The organism is Aeromicrobium sp. P2_G6 (assembly GCF_056403535.1).
In genome coordinates this window covers 257,947-276,005 of the sequence record NZ_JBFUFH010000004.1, presented here as the reverse complement: position 1 = coordinate 276,005, position 18,059 = coordinate 257,947, and the positions used below count along the sequence as shown (strand labels likewise).

The window sequence follows — 18,059 nt, the reverse complement described above, 5'->3', positions numbered from 1 at the left end:
AAGGAACGAGTGTCAGGCGAACAGTGCCTCGAACGGAACCAGGTCGACAGCACCGACGGCATAACGAGCCAGGATGACCCGAGCCACCTCGACGTCGACGCCGAGCGGCTCGGCGACGGCGACAGCGCCGGCCTCGTATGCCAGCTCGGCCACGCGGTCGGGCAGTACGCCCGGCGCCAGGAAGAGCTGACCGACGGCGATGTGACGCCGACCGTCGGCACGATGCGTGCGAACGGCCTCGCCGGCCGCGGGCGGAACGCTCGAGGCGAACGCTGCGATCGTCGGCAGCTTGTGGTGCGCACCCCAGGCGCGGGCTGCGCGCGAGATCGCTGCGTTGGCGATCGGGTCGGACGAGCCGGCACCGGCGAGGACGAGGGCGTCGAGCTCACGTACGCGGTTCTTCGACAGCGCCTCGCGGAGCCGCTTGTCGAGCACGTGGAAGAAGGCGTTCTCGATGCCGAGGACCTTGGTCGCCTCGATCTTGATGCCGTCGTGACGCGCCAGGGCGCCCTTGATGACCTGCGGCACGTCGACGTTGGCGTGGAACGCCTCGGTCAGCAGCAGCGGGACCACGACGATCTCCTGGAAGCCCTCGGCGACAAGCTGGTCGACGACGCGGTCGAAGTCGGGCTCGGCGAGGTCGAGGAACGCGGGCTCCACCCGGAGATCGGGACGCATGCATGCGACCAACTCCGTAAGGGCTGTGATGGTCTCAGCAGAACGCGGGTCGCGGCTGCCGTGCGCAAGAGCAATGAGTGCTGGTGCGGTCATGATGCATCCTCCTTTCGAGGTGGTGCTGTCGGGTTTTCGTGGGTGGTCAGGTTGGCGGGGGAGAGCTGGCCGATGAAGCCGAGGCGGAACGCCCGGAGACAGGACCGGCACTCCCACTCGCCGTGCGTGTCGCCGTGCGGACGCAGGTCCTCGTCGGCGCAGTAGGGGCAGTGGAACGGGACTGCGCGAGCGGTCATCGCAGGACCTCCTCGTCGGCACGAGCAACCCAGCGGGCGAAGGACTCGGAGTCCTCACGCTGCTCGAGGTACGTCCGCGAAAGCTTCTCGATGTAGTCAGGCAGGTGATCGCCGATGACCTTGTGCGCGCGCAGCTTGCGGCCGAAACCGGCCTCGAGCCCGAGCGCACCACCGAGGTGCACCTGGAAGCCCTCGACCTGGTTGCCGTCCTCGTCCATCACGAGCATGCCCTTGAGGCCGATGTCCGCGGTCTGGATCCGGGCGCACGAGTTGGGGCAGCCGTTGACGTTGACTGTGATCGGCGAGTCGAGCTCGGGCACGCGCTGCTCGAGCTCGTTGATCAGGTCCTTGGCGCGGTCCTTGGTGTTGACGATCGCCAGCTTGCAGTACTCGATGCCGGTGCATGCCATCGTGTTGCGGCGCCACTGCGACGGTCGCGCGTCGAGCCCGATCTCGGCGAGCGCGGCCACAAGCGACTCGACCTTGTCCTCGTCGACGTCGAGCACGAGCAGCTTCTGCATCGGTGTCGTGCGTACGCGATCGCTGCCGTGCGCCTCGACGATGTCGGCGACCTGGTGCAGCAGGGTGCCGGAGATGCGGCCGACGGTGGCCGCGGCGCCGACGTAGAACTTGCCGTCCGTCTGACGGAAGATGCCCACGTGATCAGCTGGGGTCTCCGGCGCCTCGGGCTCATCGAGATCGATCAGCGTACGTCCGAGGTACTCCGTCTCGAGCACCTCGCGGAACTTCTCGACACCCCAGTCGGCGATCAGGAACTTCAGGCGGGCACGCGTGCGCAGACGGCGGTAGCCGTAGTCGCGGAAGATGCTGGTGACGCCCTTCCAGACCTCGGGCACCTCGTCGAGCGGGACCCACACGCCGAGGCGCTGGGCCAGCATGGGGTTGGTCGACAGCCCTCCGCCGACCCACAGGTCGAAGCCTGGACCGTGCTCGGGGTGCACCGCGCCGGCGAACGCGATGTCGTTGATCTGCGGGACGACGTCGTGGCCGGGGTGGCCGCTGATCGCGGTCTTGAACTTGCGCGGGAGGTTCGAGAACTCCTTGTCGCCGATGAACTCGTTCTCGATCCGCTCGATCGCGGACGTGCCGTCGATGATCTCGTCCTCGGAGACTCCGGCGACCGGGCTGCCGAGGATGACGCGCGGGCAGTCGCCGCATGCTTCCTGCGTCGACAGGCCGACAGCCTCGAGCCGGTCCCAGATCGTGGGGACGTCGCGAATGTCGATCCAGTGGTACTGCACGTTCTGGCGGTCCGTGAGGTCCGCGGTGTCGCGGGCATAGTCGACCGACAGGTCGGCGACGGTGCGCAGCTGCTCGAGGTTGAGCTGGCCGCCGTCGATGCGTACGCGCAGCATGAAGTACTTGTCGTCGAGCTCTTCAGGCTCGAGCGTCGCGGTCTTGCCGCCGTCGATGCCGGGCTTGCGTTGCGTGTAGAGGCCCCACCAGCGGAAGCGTCCGCGCATGTCGCCGGGATCGATCGACTCGAATCCGCGCACGGAGTAGATGTTCTGGATGCGGGCGCGGACGTTGAGCGGGTTGTCGTCCTTCTTGGACTGCTCGTTGGCGTTCAGCGGCTCGCGGTAGCCCAACGCCCACTGGCCCTCGCCGCGCTTGGGGCGCGGTCGGCGGGCTGGTGTGTCGGTGCCGGGTGCTGAGGCCATGAACTTCCCTTGGAGGCAGGGCACACGGCGATCAGGACGCTTGCGTCACGATGGTTGTCGCCGCACGCCTGGATTGATCGAAATCAGTGCAGAGGTCGCGCGTTGATCAGCGACACATCATGTTGCGGGCGCGACCGAGGTCGACGTGAAGTCGTCCCACGAGCCAGAGGGTCTGCGCAGCAAGCATGGGAAACAGTCTGCGGGCGCGCCGTTGCTTACGACAAGCACGCGTCTCGGTATGTGGGACGGCCATCCATATTCCGAGACCGCACGCACCCGCCACGCGGGAAATTGGGGGCCACTGTGGGCTGGGTCACTCGTGTGGCACGAGGACCGACACGGCGTAGGCGCCCACCACCGACGCGACGAGCAACGTCCCGGCCGCGACCAGAGCGACATCCCAAGGCACCAGTCCTGCTGTCGCAAGGCCGATCACCGCCGCTGGGTGGAAGACGGTGAGCAGCCCCAAAGGCAGGACAGCTCCGCCGACGATCGCGGGTACGCTCGCCAGTGCTTCGGGCCCGCCTCCGTCGACGCTGAGCGTCGCCCATGCTCCGAGCACGCCGACGAGTGCCGCCCCGACCGCTGCGACGACGAGGCCGGGCTGGGTGAACACCAGTGTGTCGCCGAGCCGGTCGTCCAGCCCCAGTGCAGCGAGTCCGCCGATGACGGCGCCGACCGTGTGGGCCGCGAGCGCCGGCAGGATCGTCGCCCATGGGCGTCGCCCGACGACCGCGAGCGTGAGGACGGATGCCGGGTTGGCGAGCCCGAGGGCAGAGGCCTCATCGTTGGAGTGCAGCTGGGCGTACCAGGTGAACAGGACTGCAACCGCGGCCACTGCGGCGACGGCGATGGTCGCGTCGGCCGCACGGAGAGCCAGGGCGGAGACAAGAGTGAGCAGCGCAGACAGCAGCGCCCCCACGGACAGAAGGCGCATTCAGTTCTCCAGGTGAGGGGTGGCGCGGGCGACGATGCCCGCAAGGTCGAGGCCGCGAGGGAGCGTGCCGAACGTACCGCCCCAGTCACCCGCGAGGCGTGAAGCGCAGAACGCGTCGGCGACGCCGGGGTCGCCATGCTTGAGGAGGACCGTGCCCTGCAACGCGACGGCCATGCGGCCGGCGATGCGCCGGGCGCGCACCTCGACGTCGCTCAGGTCGGCAAGCTCGGTGAGGACCTCGTCGACGACCGCGTCGAGCCGGGCATCCTCGCCGCGTACGGAGCCGACCTCGGTGATCCAGGCGTCGAGGCTCTCGGGCTCGCGGCCCAGCGCGCGCAGGACGTCGAGGGCGTTGACGTTGCCGCTGCCTTCCCAGATCGAGTTGAGCGGCGACTCGCGGAACAACAGCGGCATGCCGGACTCCTCGACATACCCGTTGCCACCGAGGCACTCGAGTGCCTCGGCCACCATGAACGGGGTGCGCTTGCAGACCCAGAACTTCTCCAGCGCCAGCCCGATGCGGCGCAGTGCCTGCTCGTGCGGGTCATTGAGATGGTCGACCGCGCTGGCCAGCCGCAGGGCAACCAGCGTCGCCGCCTCGGACTCGACCGCGAGGTCGGCGAGCACGTTGGTCATCGCGGGCTGGTCGGCCAGCGTGGCGCCGAACGCGGCGCGGTGCGACGAGTGCCAGGCGGCCTCGGCGAGCGCCTTGCGCATGATGCCTGCGGAGCCGAGGATGCAGTCCATCCGTGTCGCGGAGACCATCTCGATGATCGTGCGGATGCCTCGGCCTTCGTCACCGAGTCGTACGGCATGCGCGTCGTTGAACTCGAGCTCGCTCGACGCGTTGGACCGGTTGCCGAGCTTGTCCTTGAGCCGCACGATCGACAGCGCGTTGCGGCTGCCATCGGGGCGTACGCGCGGCACCACGAAACACGTCATGCCTTCGGGCGCCTGGGCGAGGACGAGGAAGACGTCGTTCATCGGCGCCGAGGTGAACCACTTGTGGCCGGTGATGAGGTATTCGCCGTGGGTCGCAGTCGGCACGGCGACCGTCGTGTTGGTGCGCAGGTCCGATCCGCCCTGCTTCTCGGTCATGCCCATTCCGGCAAGCAGGCCGGCCTTCTCCTCTGGTGGCCGGAGCCCGAAGTCGTACGTCCGGGAGGCGAGCCCGGTCGTCCACTGCTTCGCGAGAGCATCGTCCGCGCGCAGGGCGGGCACGACGGCGTACGTCATGGTGATGGGGCACATGTGGCCCTGCTCGGTCTGGCCCCACGCGAAGAATCCGGCAGCTCGCTTGAGGTGCGCGACGGGGCTCTGCGAGACCCACGGCTCGGCGGTCAGGCCGAAGCCGACCCCCTGTGTCATCAGCCAGTGCCACGACGGGTGGAACTCGACTTCGTCGACACGGTTGCCGTAGCGGTCGGCCGTATGCAGGACGGGCTCGTTCTCGTTGGCCAGGTGCCAGTGCTCCCGAGCCTCGGCGGACCCGGCCAGGCTGCCGAGCGGGGTCAGCTCATCGAGGATCTCCGTGCTGTGTTCGCCGCCGAACGCTGCCACGGCATCCATCAGTGCGTTGTCAGCAGTCGCGATGTTGTATCCGACCAGCGGGGTCGCCTGATTCGAAGGTGCGCGCTGCAGGGGATCCATGTCGCTACGGTAGAGCCATGGCGGTTGAACCGGTAGACCGACCGGGGATCCCCGAAGCAGGCAAGAAGCTTGTCGCACGCACGGTCAGCAGCTGCTTCCGCTATCGCGTGACGGGGCTTGCTGCCGAGGCTGCATTCTTCGCGATCCTGTCGCTCCCGCCGCTGGTCTTCGGCCTCGCCGGCACGATCGGGTTCATCGCGGAGCGCTACGAGGTCGCCAAGGTCGAGGTGCTCAAGGACCGGGTCATCGACCTCGCCTCGCAGGCCCTCACGCCCGACACGGTCGACAAGGTCATCACGCCGACACTCAACGACGTGCTCGGCGGAGGGCGCATCGACGTGATCTCGATCGGCTTCGTGCTGGCGCTCTGGTCGGGGTCGAGGGCGCTCAACGTCTTCATCGACACGATCTCGATCATCTACGGGCTCGGTGGCCATCGGGGGATCGTCAAGACCCGCGCGCTGTCGTTCGCGCTCTACATCGTCGCGCTGCTCGTCGGCATCGTCCTCGTGCCGCTCGTGCTGGCCGGTCCGCAGGTCGCCGCCGACATCTTGTCGGATCGGTGGGCGTTCCTGCGCTACGTCTATTGGCCCGCGGTGCTGCTCCTGTCGGTGGGATTCCTGACGACGCTCTATCACCTGGCCGTGCCGGTGCGGAAGCGATGGCGGCACGGCCTGCCCGGCGCCGTCTTCACGCTGCTGTTGTGGATCTTCGGCAGCTACTTCGTCCGGTGGGCGCTGGGATTCTCGACCGGCGGCACGTCGATCTACGGCCCGCTGGCCGCGCCCATCGCCGTTCTGCTGTGGCTGTACGTCCTGTCGATCGCCGTCCTGATCGGCGCGGCCATCAATGCCGCGGTGGAGGAAGGTCTCGAGGAGATGGGTTGGTGGGGACACCGAGGCACGGCGGCGCCACCCGAACCTGAACCAGCATGAAGCCCACACGCAGAAGGCGCCTCAGAGGTGGTCGAGGGGATTGATCGCTGCCCAGGCGACTACCGCCGGGACGATGATCCACACCAGCACCAGCAGGATCGTGGCGATCGTCGCGAACAGCTTGGCGTGGTCGCGGGGAGGATTGCCGGCGTCGCCGATGACCTCCCACAGCGCCTTGAACGACGCGTCGAGGGCGATCCTCGTACGACTGCGGGCGATGCCGGCCGCGCGGAGGATGCACCAGAACATGCCCAGCCCGATGACGAAGAACGCTGCCGCAAACGAGTACTGAGCCCACTGATCGCCGGTCAGGCTGTTCTTGATCACCGACAGGAGTCCCGAGATCGCCGCGCCGCCGACGAGGAACGCCGGCAGGGGGAGCGAGGACTTGTTGAGGTCGTTCATGATCGCGTCGACCTGGATCCGCGCGGTGGCCAGCAGCTGGTAGTCGTCGGAGCCGACCGGGCTGTTGGCCTCTCGCAGGGCATACAGCTGGCGGAGGTCCTTGACGAGGCGTTTCTGGTGGCTGCGCACGATCGCGATGATGAGCAGCTGGACGACCCGGTTGGCGATCGGCTTGATGAGCTTGGGCACCTTGAGCGCCGACGGCGGCTTGGCGCCGTTGCGGTCGAACACCTCGAGGGCTCGCATGGCGCCGCGATGCGCCTCGTCGAACCGCGCGGAGTGGCGCAACGGCGTACGGCTGCTGAGCTCACGCAGCATCTGGTCCTCCACCTTGCCGCTGCTGCCGAACGCCTCGAGCGTCGCCATGGCCTGCGTTTCGTCGCTCTCGCGGAAGAACCGGAGTGAGTCCAGCCGCGAGCTCAACTGGTCGAGCAGCAGGTGCTCCTCCCGCTGCACGGGTTCCTCGATGGCCATATGGCGAACACTAGATCCACGGGAGCCCCGCTGTCCTGGGTTTGCCCTCTCGTTCCGCGGTCTATCGACCCGAAGGTGCCGCGGTGCTCTTGCGTACGACGAGCCGGGTGGGCACGAGAGTCACGCCGGGCTCGCTGGCGCCGTTCTCCACCTGGTCCAGCGCACCGTCGACGCAGAGCCGTCCCACCTCGGCGAAGTCCTGGTGGACCGTCGTGAGCGGTGGAAGGTATGCCGCCGAGTCCGGCAGGTCGTCGAACCCGACGACCGACACATCCTCGGGCACTCGTCGGCCGCCTTCGTGGAGCGCGTTCATCAGGCCGAGCGCCATCTGGTCGTTCGCGACGAACACCGCCGTCACGGACTCCTCCTTCAGAATCTCCAAGCCGGCTGCATAGCCGCTCTCGGCGGACCAGTCGCCACGCAGGACCCGCGGTACGTCCTTGCCCGCCGAGGTCAGGGTCTCGCGCCACGCGGCGAGTCGCCGCTCGCTCGCGAACGATTCCTCGGGTCCGGCGACGTGCCACACGGTCTCGTGGCCGAGCGAGAGCAGGTGCTCCACCGCCAGGCGGCCGCCTGCGGACTGGTCGGTGTCGACGACCGGATAGCGATCGCCCGCGTTCGAGTCGACCACGACGACGGGTGCCCCGGGGGGCAGCCCGACGGTCGCTGCGTCGAGGAGGTGGATCTCCATGATCACGATCACGGCGTCGACCGCCAGCTCCTCGAGGCGGCCGAACGCCCCGATGACCGCGGCCTCGGTCGGCATCGCGACCGGGATCAACGTGATGCCGTACCCGCGAGCCGTGGCTTCCGCGGCGATCCCCTCGAGGGTCTTGCTGTTTCCGACGTTGGCCAGCGAGAAGAGGATGACGCCGATCGTGCGGAAGCTGCCCCACTTCAGGGCCCGGGCGGCGCTGTTGGGCCGGTAGCCCAGCTCCCGCATCGCAGCCTGGACCAGCTCGCGGGTGGCGGGGATGACGCCGGGGTGACCGTTGGAGACGCGGGAGACCGTCTGCGAGGAGACGCCGGCCAGTTTGGCGACGTCCGCCATCGACACACGCCGCTGCTGCCGGGATGCGCCGTTCGAGACGGGTTCTAATTTGCTCACGGGGTCTTGACGTTCCTTTCCAGGGGTGTAACGTAACGCGCGTCACAACGATGTTTACGTAAACATAGGCGGTTTCCCGTCTGATGTGAAGCGCGACAGGCCCACGGGCCAGGAGAGGACCGCACTGATGGTTGCCACGGGATCGGTGGTCGCGCCGGCTGATAAGGCGGCGGCATCCTCCGGTCACTACCGGCGGTCGTGGGCGGGGTGGGGCTTCCTCGCACCCTTCGCCGCGGTCTTCGCGCTCGTCTTCCTCGCCCCGATCGCGTACTCGATCTACCTCAGCGTGTTCCAGGACAGGCTCATTGGTGGCAACAGCTTCGTCGGGCTCGACAACTACAAGCAGGCGCTGTCCGACCCGGCCTTCTGGGAGTCGGTCCGCCGTGTGGGCCTGTTCCTCATCGTCCAGGTCCCGATCATGTTGTTCCTCGCCCTGCTCGCTGCATTGGCGATCGATGGCGGGCGGCTCTACGGAGCGTCGTTGTTCCGCATCTCGATCTTCCTGCCGTACGCCGTCCCGGCCGTCGTGGCGACGCTGATGTGGGGATTCATGTACGGCACGCAGTTCGGGCTGGTGGGGAGCATCAACGACACGTTCGGGATCTCCCTGCCGAACCCGCTGGGGCCCACCTGGGTCCTCGCGTCGATCGGCAACATCGTCACGTGGGAGTTCGTCGGCTACAACATGCTGATCTTCTACGCCGCACTCCGGGTCATTCCGGTCTCGCTCTACGAAGCTGCCGCGATCGATGGCGCCAGCGAGTTCCGCATCATCCGCGCCATCAAGCTTCCTGCGATCAGGGGAGCCCTCGTGATCGCGACGATCTTCTCGATCATCGGCAGCTTCCAGCTCTTCAACGAGCCCAACATCCTGCACTACGTGGCCAAGAACGCCATCAACACCCAGTACACGCCGAACATGTACGCCTACTCGCTGTCGTTCTCCGGTCAGCAGTACAACTACTCGGCCACGATCGCGATCATCATGGGGCTGCTGACGATGGTCATCGCCTACACGGTCCAGCTCCGCGGCATGCGAAAGGCCCTTTGACATGGCGACCATCACGGCGCTGCGACCCACGCAGCGCGCACGCAGCACCAGGTCCAAGCACTCGTTCGCGAAGCCGCGGCGCAGCCCGCTGCTGACGGCGCTGACCGGCCTCATCCTGCTCTACAGCCTGGTGCCGCTCGCCTGGCTCGTGATCAACGCGACCAAGACCCAGGACGACCTGCTCTCGTCGTTCGGCCTGTGGTTCGGCGACGACTTCTCGCTGTTTTCCAACATCAAGGAGACGCTGACGTACGACGACGGCATCTTCCTGCGCTGGCTCGGCAACACGCTGCTCTACGTCGTCGTCGGGGCCGGCGGTGCGACGGTCCTAGCGGTGATGGGCGGGTACGCGCTCGCGAAGTTCGACTTCCCGGGCAAGAAGGGCATCTTCGCCGTGGTCCTGGGCGCGGTGGCGGTGCCCGGCACGGCGCTGGCCGTCCCCACCTTCCTGATGTTCAGCAAGATGGGGCTGACGGACACCCCGTGGGCGGTCATCATCCCGTCGCTCATCTCGCCGTTCGGGCTCTACCTGATGTGGACGTTCGCCACCGATGCGATCCCGACCGAGCTGATGGAAGCGGCCAAGATGGACGGCGCCTCCGAGCTGCGTACGTTCGTGCAGGTCAGCCTGCCCCTGCTGGCACCGGGCATCGTCACGGTGCTGCTGTTCTCGATGGTCGCGACCTGGAACAACTACTTCCTGCCGCTGATCATGCTGAAGGACCCCGACTGGTACCCGCTGACGGTCGGCCTCAACTCGTGGAGCTCCCAGGCGCTGACCGCCGGCGGCGACGTGATCTTCAACCTCGTCATCACCGGCTCGCTCCTGACGATCGTGCCGCTCATCGCGGCCTTCCTGCTCCTGCAGCGCTACTGGCAGTCCGGGCTGTCGGCAGGAAGCGTCAAGGAATGACGCCAACAGGTCTCCACAAGTTTCGAACCAACGAGAGGAAACACATGATCACCACTCAACGACGTCGGCTGCTTCGAGGAGTTGCCGTCTCCGTCGTCGCTGCGCTCGCCCTGTCGGCCTGCGGCGGCTCGGACGGCGACAAGTCGAGCGCGTCCGGGGGAGCGGACGACGTCAAGGCTGCGCTCAAGAAGGGCGGCACGATCACGGTCTGGGCGTGGGAGCCGACACTGAAGGACGTCGTCAAGAACTTCGAGGCCGAGCACAAGAACGTCACGGTCAAGCTCGTCAATGCCGGCACCGGCAACGACCAGTACACCGCGCTCCAGAACGCGGTCAAGGCCGGCAAGGGCGTGCCGGACCTCGCACAGATCGAGTACTACGCGCTGCCGCAGTTCTCCCTCGCCAAGTCCGTCGCCGACATCAGCTCGTACGGTGCGAGCGGCCTCGGGAAGACCTTCACACCCGGCCCCTGGGCATCGGTCCAGCAGTCCGGTGGCATCTACGGTCTGCCGATGGATTCCGGCCCGATGGCGCTGTTCTACAACAAGGACGTCTTCGACAAGGCCGGCGTCGCCGTCCCGAAGACGTGGGATGAGTACGTCGACGCCGCCCGCAAGATCCACAAGGCGGACCCCAAGGCGTACATCGCGAACGACATCGGCGATGCGGGCTTCACGACGAGCATGATCTGGCAGGCCGGCGGACAGCCGTTCAAGGTCGACGGTGAGAAGGTCTCGATCAACCTCGCCGACGCAGGCTCCAAGCGCTTTGCCGACACGTGGCAGAAGCTGCTCGATGAGAAGCTGCTTGCTCCGGTCCCGTCCTGGAGCGACGGCTGGTACAAGGGGCTGGGTGACGGCACGATCGCCACGCTGACGCTCGGAGCCTGGATGCCGGCCAACCTCGAGTCGGGTGTCGCATCCGGCAAGGGCAAGTGGCGCGTCGCGCCGATGCCGCAGTGGGAAGCCGGAGCCAACGCCACCTCGGAGAACGGCGGCAGCTCGCTCGCGATCCCGACGGCCAGCAAGAACAAGGCGCTGGCCTACGCGTTCATGGACTACGCGACGGCGGGCGACGGTGCCCAGACGCGCGTCGACGCAGGTGCTTTCCCGGCGACGACCAAGCAGATCACGTCACCGGAGTTCGTCAACAAGAAGTCCGACTACTTCGGTGGCCAGGAGATCAACAAGGTGCTGGCGGCCTCGGCCGAGGACGTCGTCAAAGGCTGGTCATACCTGCCGTTCCAGGTCTACGCCAACAGCATCTTCAACGACACGGTCGGCAAGGCGTACGTCTCGAAGACGACGCTGCTGCAGGGCCTGGAGGACTGGCAGAAGAAGTCAGTCACGTACGGCGACCAGCAAGGCTTCACGGTCAACTGATCGCCGCACGTGTACGGGCTGTGAGGGCCTCTCGATCAGAGGCCCTCACAGCCCACCCGCATGGAACACATCTGCTCTCACCCCACGAAGGAACCGGCATGACATTCGCGATCGGCGAGCACGACTTCCTGCTGCACGGCGAGCCATTCCGGATCCTGTCCGGCGCGATCCACTACTTCCGCGTCCACCCCGACCACTGGGCTGACCGGATTCGCAAGGCCCGCCAGATGGGCCTGAACACGATCGAGACCTACGTCGCATGGAACGCGCACGCACCCCGGGAAGGCGAGTTCGACCTCTCGGGCAACCTCGACCTCGGGGCGTTCCTCGACGTGGTGGAGGCCGAGGGCATGTACGCGATCGTCCGGCCCGGGCCATACATCTGCGCCGAGTGGAGCAACGGTGGGTTGCCCGCCTGGTTGTTCAACGACGGCACGACCGGCGTACGGCAGGACGAACCCCGCTACATGACGGAGGTCGCTCGCTACCTCGAGCAGCTCGCGCCGGTCCTCGTGCCCCGTCAGATCGATCACGGCGGGCCGATCATCCTGGTGCAGGTCGAGAACGAGTACGGCGCGTACGGCGCCGACAAGACGTACCTGCGCAAGCTCGTCGCCATCAACCGGAGGATCGGCATCACGGTGCCGCTGACGTCGGTCGACCAGCCCGTCGACGACATGCTCGAGCACGGCAGCATCCCGGAGCTGCACCGGACCGGATCGTTCGGCTCGCGGGCGCCCGAACGAGTCGACACGCTTCGCCGGCATCAGCCGACGGGTCCGCTCATGTGCTCGGAGTTCTGGGACGGCTGGTTCGACGACTGGGGGAGCCATCACCACCTGACCTCCGTCGAGGACACCGCCCGCAGCCTCGACGAGCTGTTGGAACGCGGCGCATCGGTCAACATCTACATGTTCCACGGCGGCACGAACTTCGGGTTCAGCAACGGTGCCAACGACAAGGGGACGTACCTCCCGATCGTCACGAGCTATGACTACGACGCCCCGCTAGACGAGGCGGGCAATCCGACGGAGAAGTACTGGGCGCTACGCGACGTCATTGCGAAGTACTCGCCGGTCGGTGACGAGAAGCCGCAACCGGCTCCGGCGCCGCCGGCGTTCACGGCAGAGGTCCGCCGGGTGCTGCCGCTGTGGGACGTACTCGATGTCCTCGGCGATTGGACGTCACACGACGGCCTGCCGACCCTGGACTCGTTGAGTCACTACGAAGGATTTGCGCTGTATCGCACGACGATCGACGTCAGCGGTCCTGCGGTGCTCAGGGTCGAGGAGGTCCGTGACCGTGCGCAGCTCTTCCTCAACCAGGACAGCCTCGGCGTGCTCGCCCGTGATCATCACGACACGACGATCTCGCTGCCGACCGCGGCCAGGGGGACTCTCGACCTCCTCGTCGAGGATCAGGGCCGGGTGGACTACGGCCCGCGGATCGGCGAGGCCAAAGGATTGATCGGTGAAGCGAGCCTCAACGGCGCACCACTGCGCTCGTGGTCAGTGCTTCCGCTCGAGCTCGCCGACATCGCGCCGGTGGCACGCGCGCTGGAGTCGAGCGGCGGCCCGTCGGTCATCGCCGGTCCCGCATTCGTCAGCGTGTCCTTCGACCACCCGGGCTCAGGCGACCTCTACCTCGACACCGCCACGTGGGGCAAAGGTGTCGCGTGGATCAACGGCTTCTGCCTCGGCCGCTACTGGTCGCGCGGACCCCAACGCACGTTGTACGTCCCCGGTCCCGTGCTGCGCCAGACCGGCAACGAGATCGTGATGTTCGAGCTGCAGTCGGCGGCGGGACAGCAGTTGGCGTTCGTCTCGGCGCCCGAGCTCGGTCACACGGAGGCCTGAGCTCACCGGATGTTCGGGGGCGGGTCCTGCCGATTGCTCTCGGCGGCGGCCTTGAAGATCGTGAGCACCCTGGTCGACGCCGCGGCGATGATCGCGATCGGGATCACGGCATACGCCCAGCCCTTCGAGAGCTCGCCCTGATCGACCAGCACGAGCACGACGAGGACCGCAGCCACGATCGCGAAGATGACCGACATGGCGATCCACCAGCTGCCGCGGGTGGTGCCGAGATCGTGCGGTGAGTCGTTCACACAGTGGCCGTACCCATCCGGCCGCTCGCTCACACGTACGGGTCAGGCCTCTTCAGGCTCTAGCGGATGTCCTTCGTCGGTCCAGCCGACGGACTCGAGTCGCTCCTCGAGCTTGCGTCCGGCGCTCGAGCTCATGCGCCATGCCAACTCTTCGTCCGGGATCGGAGAAACATACTCGTTGTTCTTGCGTCGCCGTGCCATGGCCCAACCTCCCCATAACCGTCACATCACAGAGAAATTCTGAGCCGATCGTAGGCCCTGTTCGGACAACTTTTCAAGATGGTGAACGCTCACATCTTCGCAGGTCAGAGGTGGTTCGGCGGTACCGAGGTGGGTATGCCTACTTTCACAGCTACAAGAGGAGAGCTGACATGACTGAATCGCCTGTCCCACCGGCCGATCCGAACTCCACCCCGGAGGATCCAGGTGGCGCGCCGGCACCGAATCCGGGCGAGGATCCTGGGACCACGCACCCGCCGGCCGACCCCTACACGCGGACGGCACCCGATGCCGACGCCGGCCAGGGCGACCCGGTCGATCCCGTCCAGGAAGGGGCGCCGGCGACGGGTCCGGAGGCTCCACAGCCGCCGACGGGTGACTGAGGCCTCCTCAGCTTTCGATCAGCTCGACGTGGAGACGGATCCCCAAGAGCTCAATGCCCCCGCACGTCTTGGTGCCCCACTCGAGCTTCGGATCCCGTCCCGTTGATTCCGGTCGGATCGTGATGTCCGCGGACACGGTCATGCCGTGGGCATCGAAGGCTTCAGCGGTCGAGGCTCGCTTCATCGCCTCGGCGATGACAGCTCGGGCCCACGACTCGTACGTGTGAACGCGGCCCGCTGCCGCGGCCACCAGCTCCGACGAGAACGTCAGGGTGGTTGGTGTTGTTGGTGTGGTTGCTGGCGAAGCTTCTGACATGACTGATCCTCTGCCTCAAGACACGCGGAGGTACGTGTTTCTCCAACGTCACCCCGTGTCGGGTGGCAGTCAATAGCCGTGAGTTGGTACTCACGCAGAAGACCTCCGGAACTCCGGAGGTCTTCTGCTGCAGGGAGGTGATCCCTTGACTTACTCCTCGGCGTTTCCACGGCAGGCGATGCCAGGAGAGGGCACTTCGCTCTTCAGCCCGTGGCTGACGTACTTCCCGTAGCTCTGGACGTGGCCACCGGTGACGGCGTCGTCGTTCAGCTCAGGCAGCGGGTTGTTCTCGATCCGGTCGGGCAGGTCCCGCCCTGAGAACGCGCACGCTGAGCTTGCGTTGTGTGCACCGGGGATCGGGTCGCCGTTACCGTTCGTCTCGCCGGCGGCTGCAGCCCCGGCAGATCCCAGCACAAGACCGAGAGCCAACGCAGATCCACAAACCAACTTCTTCATGCCATTCCACCTTTCTGTGATCCAACAGGCGGCCAGGGCACCGAGACTGACTGCCCCCGATTCCGGCGGGCCGCCCACTCTGCGGAAAATACCTGCGAGATGCCAGTCCCGCACGCCGAAGAGCCGGGCAGAACAGAAGTGGCCCCCGACTCAGCATTCCTGCTGGTCAGGGGCCATCTCTGAGCGGCTTGGTCTGCACCTAGGGGCGCGTGGCCACACCGGCCTCGACCAGGAAGTCGGCCATCGTGAACTGGCCGGTTGCCCGCGCCAGAGGGGGCCGAGGTGTGAACCCCTTGTCGTTGACCAGGTCGAGAACCCTGAGGAACACATCGCCGACGATGCGTGCCCCGACCGGCCCGAGCTTCTCGCCGTCGTACGCGATCTTGGACTCGGCCAGGATGTAGTACCAGAGCGGGGTCTCAGCATCGAATGCACCGCCGAACGCGCCCGGCGTCGTGATCTGCGACGCCGGAATCGGTGTCAGGCCCATCGCGGTGGCGACGGCCTGGCCCGATGCCATGTTGTAGAACTTGGCACGCACCATGTTGCGGAACCCGAGCACGTTCGACCCGCTGGCCTCGGCACCCGGGATGGGCAGGTTGAACAGCGACCTCGAGATCAGGATGTCGATCTTGCGGCTGATGTTGGCCTCGGTCGGGTCGGCGTCAGCTTCCTCGACCGCTGGGAAGAAGTTCCCCCAGTCGATCTCGCGGGTGGCAGGCAGCTGCCGGCCACCGCGGAGGTCGCCCTGCCCATCGGGTCCGGTGTTCGTCGCGTTGAACACCTGGATCTTGTTCTGCGCCGTGCCAGTCGCGCCGACCTTCTCATCGTTGATGACGTAGGCCAACCGGACCTGCGAGTGGCCGAACCGGTACGCGGCGACGGAGAACTCGACCGGGGTCATCGGCGACTTGTCCGAGCCCGGGTTGTAGAGCCGCGGGATCGTTCCGTTGCGAAGCCCGTCGATGACGTCCTGCCCGACGATGTGCGGCAGGAAGTCCCGCAGCACGATCCATCGGTAGTAGTTGATCGTGGTGCGCTGCGCGTAGCCGAAGTCGTACCCGCGGTCGATCAGCTTGTTGTGGAACAGCAGGAACGCTGTGTGGATCTGGCTGATGATCTCGTTCTCGTCGTTGCGTCCCTCGACGAGGATGGCTGAGCCGTCAGGGTTGCGGGGCAGGTCACGCACCCCGTTCGGATTCGGGTTCTGCACCTTGAAGTGCAGCCGATCGGCCTCGTACAGCTGCGGGGATCGGTCGGGTCCGCCGCCGTAGACCGAGTCGAGATCGAACCGGAAGTTGCGGCCGCTGACCAACGTCGTCGGGTCAACCGGGGTCGACGGCTGCGGCAGAAGGTCCTTGGTCAGGTCGTGATCGATGAACTGACCCAGGTAGGTGAACCCTGACGGCAGCGCCGGGTTGTCGGCGTTGCCCGGCAGGGGAGCACTGATGTTCGGGTCCAGCTGGGTCTGGGCCAGGTCGGCGAACTGCTGAACCGACGGGCTCGTGAACCCGGTCAAGCCGGGCAGCATGAATCCAAAGCGGCTGGGCTTGCCAGCCTGCGCCACGTTCGACGCTTCGGCCGTGCCAGGAAGCAGCGAACAAGCAAGTGCAGCTGTTGCGAAGGTCGTCAGGAGGGCGGCAGCCCGCCTGCGTGGGAGTGCCTCGAGGTGGATCTTCACGTGAGGTCCTTTAGTCGGCCCCCCGTAACAACCCCCGTTCGTTCGTGAACCTAGTGGAACAGGGGGTCACGGCCAGGTTGTCCGGTTCTCACGACCCAGGAATGCACGAGGCCCCTGACCGCGTTTCCGCTGGTCAGGGGCCACATGTTGAAGAGTGGGCGATACAGGACTTGAACCTGTGACCTCTTCCGTGTCAGGGAAGCGCGCTACCAGACTGCGCCAATCGCCCGTGCAAAATTCAGTTGTGATGATCGAGGTGGGTACGGGATTTGAACCCGTGTAAACGGATTTGCAGTCCGTTGCCTCGCCTCTCGGCCAACCCACCGCTGGATGGGTATGGAGACCCGCTCCGAGCGGACGACGGGATTCGAACCCGCGACCCTCACCTTGGCAAGGTGATGCTCTACCACTGAGCCACGTCCGCGTTGCCTCAAATTGAGGCGACACGAGACTTTAGCCGATTCGTGCGGCCGAACCCAAACCGGGGTCGGGGTAGCGTGGCGGCATGAAGACATGGCTGAACGGCGACCTCCTGCAATCCCCGGAAGCACCGTCCATCAGCGCCCTCGACCACGGGATCATCGTGGGCGACGGAGTGTTCGAAACCATCAAGATCGAGAGTGGGCAACCGTTCGCGCTGACCCGCCACCTTGACCGCTTGGTGCGCTCAGCCGAGGGCCTGGGGATCGGCAAGCCCGATGTGGGCGCCGTCCGCGAAGGCGTCGCCGCGACGATGGAGGGACAGGACCTGCCGTTCGGTCGCATACGCGTGACCGTGACGTCCGGACCCGGCCCGCTGGGGTCCCCGCGAGGCAGCTCAGGACTGACCCAGGTCGTCATCACGGAGCCCTGCGACCGCCCGCCGTCGGTCAGCGCCATCGCGACCGTGCCGTGGCCCAGGAACGAGCGTGGAGCGCTCGCCGGTCTCAAGACGACGTCGTACGCCGAGAACGCCCTGATGGTGGAGCACGCGCTCGCACGCGGCGCCTCAGAGGCAGTCATGCCCAACACGGCGGGCATGCTGTGCGAGGGGACCGGGTCCAACATCTTCTACGTCATCGGCGACCAGCTCATCACGCCGACACTCGAGGCCGGGCCGCTCGCGGGTGTCACGCGCGCGCTGGTCCTCGAGTGGTGCGCACGCGAGCTCGATGTGGTCGAGCGCGATGCGCCGATCGAGGTGCTCCAGACGGCGGACGAGGTGATCCTCGTCGGCACGACCCGCGATGTGCAGGGCATCTCCCGCGTCGACGACCGCGAGATCGCCGCGCCAGGACTTGTGACACGCAAGGCTCAGGAGATCTGGGCCCGCGAGAGTGCCAAGACGACCGATCCCTGAGCCACGGCTGCGTCGCGGAACGGATCCCGCAGAATTCCTCTCCCGACACTGCG

General features: G+C 66.6%; 19 protein-coding genes and 3 tRNA genes. 7 read left to right on the top strand and 15 right to left on the bottom strand.

From position 1 onward, the window contains the following. Positions 1-12: 12 nt before the first annotated feature. The 5 genes from AC1DVU_RS14755 to AC1DVU_RS14735 all read right to left on the bottom strand — a co-directional run bounded on the left by AC1DVU_RS14755 (position 13) and on the right by AC1DVU_RS14735 (position 5,237). A complete protein-coding gene (locus AC1DVU_RS14755; RefSeq protein WP_476923202.1) occupies positions 13-771 on the bottom strand; it encodes a sirohydrochlorin chelatase in 759 nt (252 codons plus the stop codon). After that, a complete protein-coding gene (locus tag AC1DVU_RS14750) occupies positions 768-968 on the bottom strand; it encodes a hypothetical protein (protein ID WP_476923201.1) in 201 nt (66 codons plus the stop codon). Before AC1DVU_RS14750 ends, AC1DVU_RS14755 begins: the two co-directional genes overlap by 4 nt. Beyond that, positions 965-2,650 (bottom strand): nitrite/sulfite reductase, encoded by a 1,686-nt coding sequence (locus AC1DVU_RS14745; protein ID WP_476923200.1) that lies wholly within the window; start codon positions 2,648-2,650, stop codon positions 965-967. The genes AC1DVU_RS14750 and AC1DVU_RS14745 overlap by 4 nt, the downstream gene beginning before the upstream one ends. A gap of 313 nt (positions 2,651-2,963) precedes the next feature. Beyond that, entirely contained in the window at positions 2,964-3,587 is a 624-nt protein-coding gene (locus tag AC1DVU_RS14740) for a hypothetical protein (RefSeq protein WP_476923199.1), read from the bottom strand. Further along, positions 3,588-5,237 (bottom strand): acyl-CoA dehydrogenase family protein, encoded by a 1,650-nt coding sequence (locus AC1DVU_RS14735; RefSeq protein ID WP_476923198.1) that lies wholly within the window; start codon positions 5,235-5,237, stop codon positions 3,588-3,590. Between the two features lie 17 nt (positions 5,238-5,254). Between AC1DVU_RS14735 and AC1DVU_RS14730 the strand changes: the two genes are divergently transcribed. Continuing rightward, positions 5,255-6,172 carry a YihY/virulence factor BrkB family protein gene (locus AC1DVU_RS14730; protein WP_476923197.1) on the top strand — a complete coding sequence of 306 codons (918 nt, stop codon included), beginning with the start codon at positions 5,255-5,257 and terminating at the stop codon, positions 6,170-6,172. A gap of 21 nt (positions 6,173-6,193) precedes the next feature. Here AC1DVU_RS14730 and AC1DVU_RS14725 read toward each other — a convergent pair whose 3' ends face one another. Next, positions 6,194-7,051, bottom strand: coding sequence for a hypothetical protein (locus tag AC1DVU_RS14725; RefSeq protein WP_476923196.1), 858 nt, complete (start codon positions 7,049-7,051; stop codon positions 6,194-6,196). Between the two features lie 61 nt (positions 7,052-7,112). Then, entirely contained in the window at positions 7,113-8,159 is a 1,047-nt protein-coding gene (locus tag AC1DVU_RS14720) for a LacI family DNA-binding transcriptional regulator (protein WP_476923195.1), read from the bottom strand. A 127-nt stretch (positions 8,160-8,286) separates the two neighbouring features. Here AC1DVU_RS14720 and AC1DVU_RS14715 point away from each other — a divergent pair, with 127 nt between their 5' ends. From AC1DVU_RS14715 to AC1DVU_RS14700, 4 genes are all read left to right on the top strand, one after another. Then, on the top strand, positions 8,287-9,210 hold the full coding sequence (locus AC1DVU_RS14715; RefSeq protein ID WP_476923194.1) for a carbohydrate ABC transporter permease: 924 nt from the start codon (positions 8,287-8,289) through the stop codon (positions 9,208-9,210). Position 9,211: 1 nt separating this feature from the next. Then, on the top strand, positions 9,212-10,123 hold the full coding sequence (locus AC1DVU_RS14710) for a carbohydrate ABC transporter permease (RefSeq protein WP_476923193.1): 912 nt from the start codon (positions 9,212-9,214) through the stop codon (positions 10,121-10,123). 44 nt (positions 10,124-10,167) lie between these two features. Continuing rightward, on the top strand, positions 10,168-11,505 hold the full coding sequence (locus AC1DVU_RS14705) for an ABC transporter substrate-binding protein (RefSeq protein ID WP_476923192.1): 1,338 nt from the start codon (positions 10,168-10,170) through the stop codon (positions 11,503-11,505). Between the two features lie 98 nt (positions 11,506-11,603). Further along, entirely contained in the window at positions 11,604-13,361 is a 1,758-nt protein-coding gene (locus tag AC1DVU_RS14700) for a glycoside hydrolase family 35 protein (protein ID WP_476923191.1), read from the top strand. A 2-nt stretch (positions 13,362-13,363) separates the two neighbouring features. Here AC1DVU_RS14700 and AC1DVU_RS14695 read toward each other — a convergent pair whose 3' ends face one another. Both AC1DVU_RS14695 and AC1DVU_RS14690 read right to left on the bottom strand, forming a co-directional pair. Further along, the gene (locus AC1DVU_RS14695; RefSeq protein ID WP_476923190.1) at positions 13,364-13,612 is read right to left on the bottom strand and encodes a hypothetical protein; all 249 of its coding nucleotides are present in this window, start codon (positions 13,610-13,612) and stop codon (positions 13,364-13,366) included. 42 nt (positions 13,613-13,654) lie between these two features. After that, the gene (locus AC1DVU_RS14690; RefSeq protein WP_476923189.1) at positions 13,655-13,813 is read right to left on the bottom strand and encodes a hypothetical protein; all 159 of its coding nucleotides are present in this window, start codon (positions 13,811-13,813) and stop codon (positions 13,655-13,657) included. Positions 13,814-13,983: 170 nt separating this feature from the next. On the opposite strand from AC1DVU_RS14690, the gene AC1DVU_RS14685 reads away from it, so the two are divergent. After that, positions 13,984-14,214 carry a hypothetical protein gene (locus AC1DVU_RS14685; protein ID WP_476923188.1) on the top strand — a complete coding sequence of 77 codons (231 nt, stop codon included), beginning with the start codon at positions 13,984-13,986 and terminating at the stop codon, positions 14,212-14,214. A 7-nt stretch (positions 14,215-14,221) separates the two neighbouring features. Here the strand turns inward: AC1DVU_RS14685 and AC1DVU_RS14680 are convergent, their stop codons facing one another. The 6 genes from AC1DVU_RS14680 to AC1DVU_RS14655 all read right to left on the bottom strand — a co-directional run bounded on the left by AC1DVU_RS14680 (position 14,222) and on the right by AC1DVU_RS14655 (position 17,091). Next, entirely contained in the window at positions 14,222-14,530 is a 309-nt protein-coding gene (locus AC1DVU_RS14680; RefSeq protein WP_476923187.1) for a hypothetical protein, read from the bottom strand. 150 nt (positions 14,531-14,680) lie between these two features. Further along, the gene (locus AC1DVU_RS14675; protein ID WP_476923186.1) at positions 14,681-14,986 is read right to left on the bottom strand and encodes a hypothetical protein; all 306 of its coding nucleotides are present in this window, start codon (positions 14,984-14,986) and stop codon (positions 14,681-14,683) included. Between the two features lie 199 nt (positions 14,987-15,185). Further along, positions 15,186-16,667 carry a peroxidase family protein gene (locus AC1DVU_RS14670; RefSeq protein WP_476923185.1) on the bottom strand — a complete coding sequence of 494 codons (1,482 nt, stop codon included), beginning with the start codon at positions 16,665-16,667 and terminating at the stop codon, positions 15,186-15,188. A gap of 155 nt (positions 16,668-16,822) precedes the next feature. Then, positions 16,823-16,896: transfer RNA gene (locus tag AC1DVU_RS14665), tRNA-Val, on the bottom strand. 25 nt (positions 16,897-16,921) lie between these two features. Further along, a tRNA-Cys gene (locus tag AC1DVU_RS14660) sits at positions 16,922-16,992 on the bottom strand. 27 nt (positions 16,993-17,019) lie between these two features. Beyond that, positions 17,020-17,091, bottom strand: a tRNA-Gly gene (locus AC1DVU_RS14655). Positions 17,092-17,172: 81 nt separating this feature from the next. On the opposite strand from AC1DVU_RS14655, the gene AC1DVU_RS14650 reads away from it, so the two are divergent. After that, the gene (locus tag AC1DVU_RS14650) at positions 17,173-18,006 is read left to right on the top strand and encodes an aminotransferase class IV (RefSeq protein WP_476923184.1); all 834 of its coding nucleotides are present in this window, start codon (positions 17,173-17,175) and stop codon (positions 18,004-18,006) included. Positions 18,007-18,059: the final 53 nt, after the last annotated feature.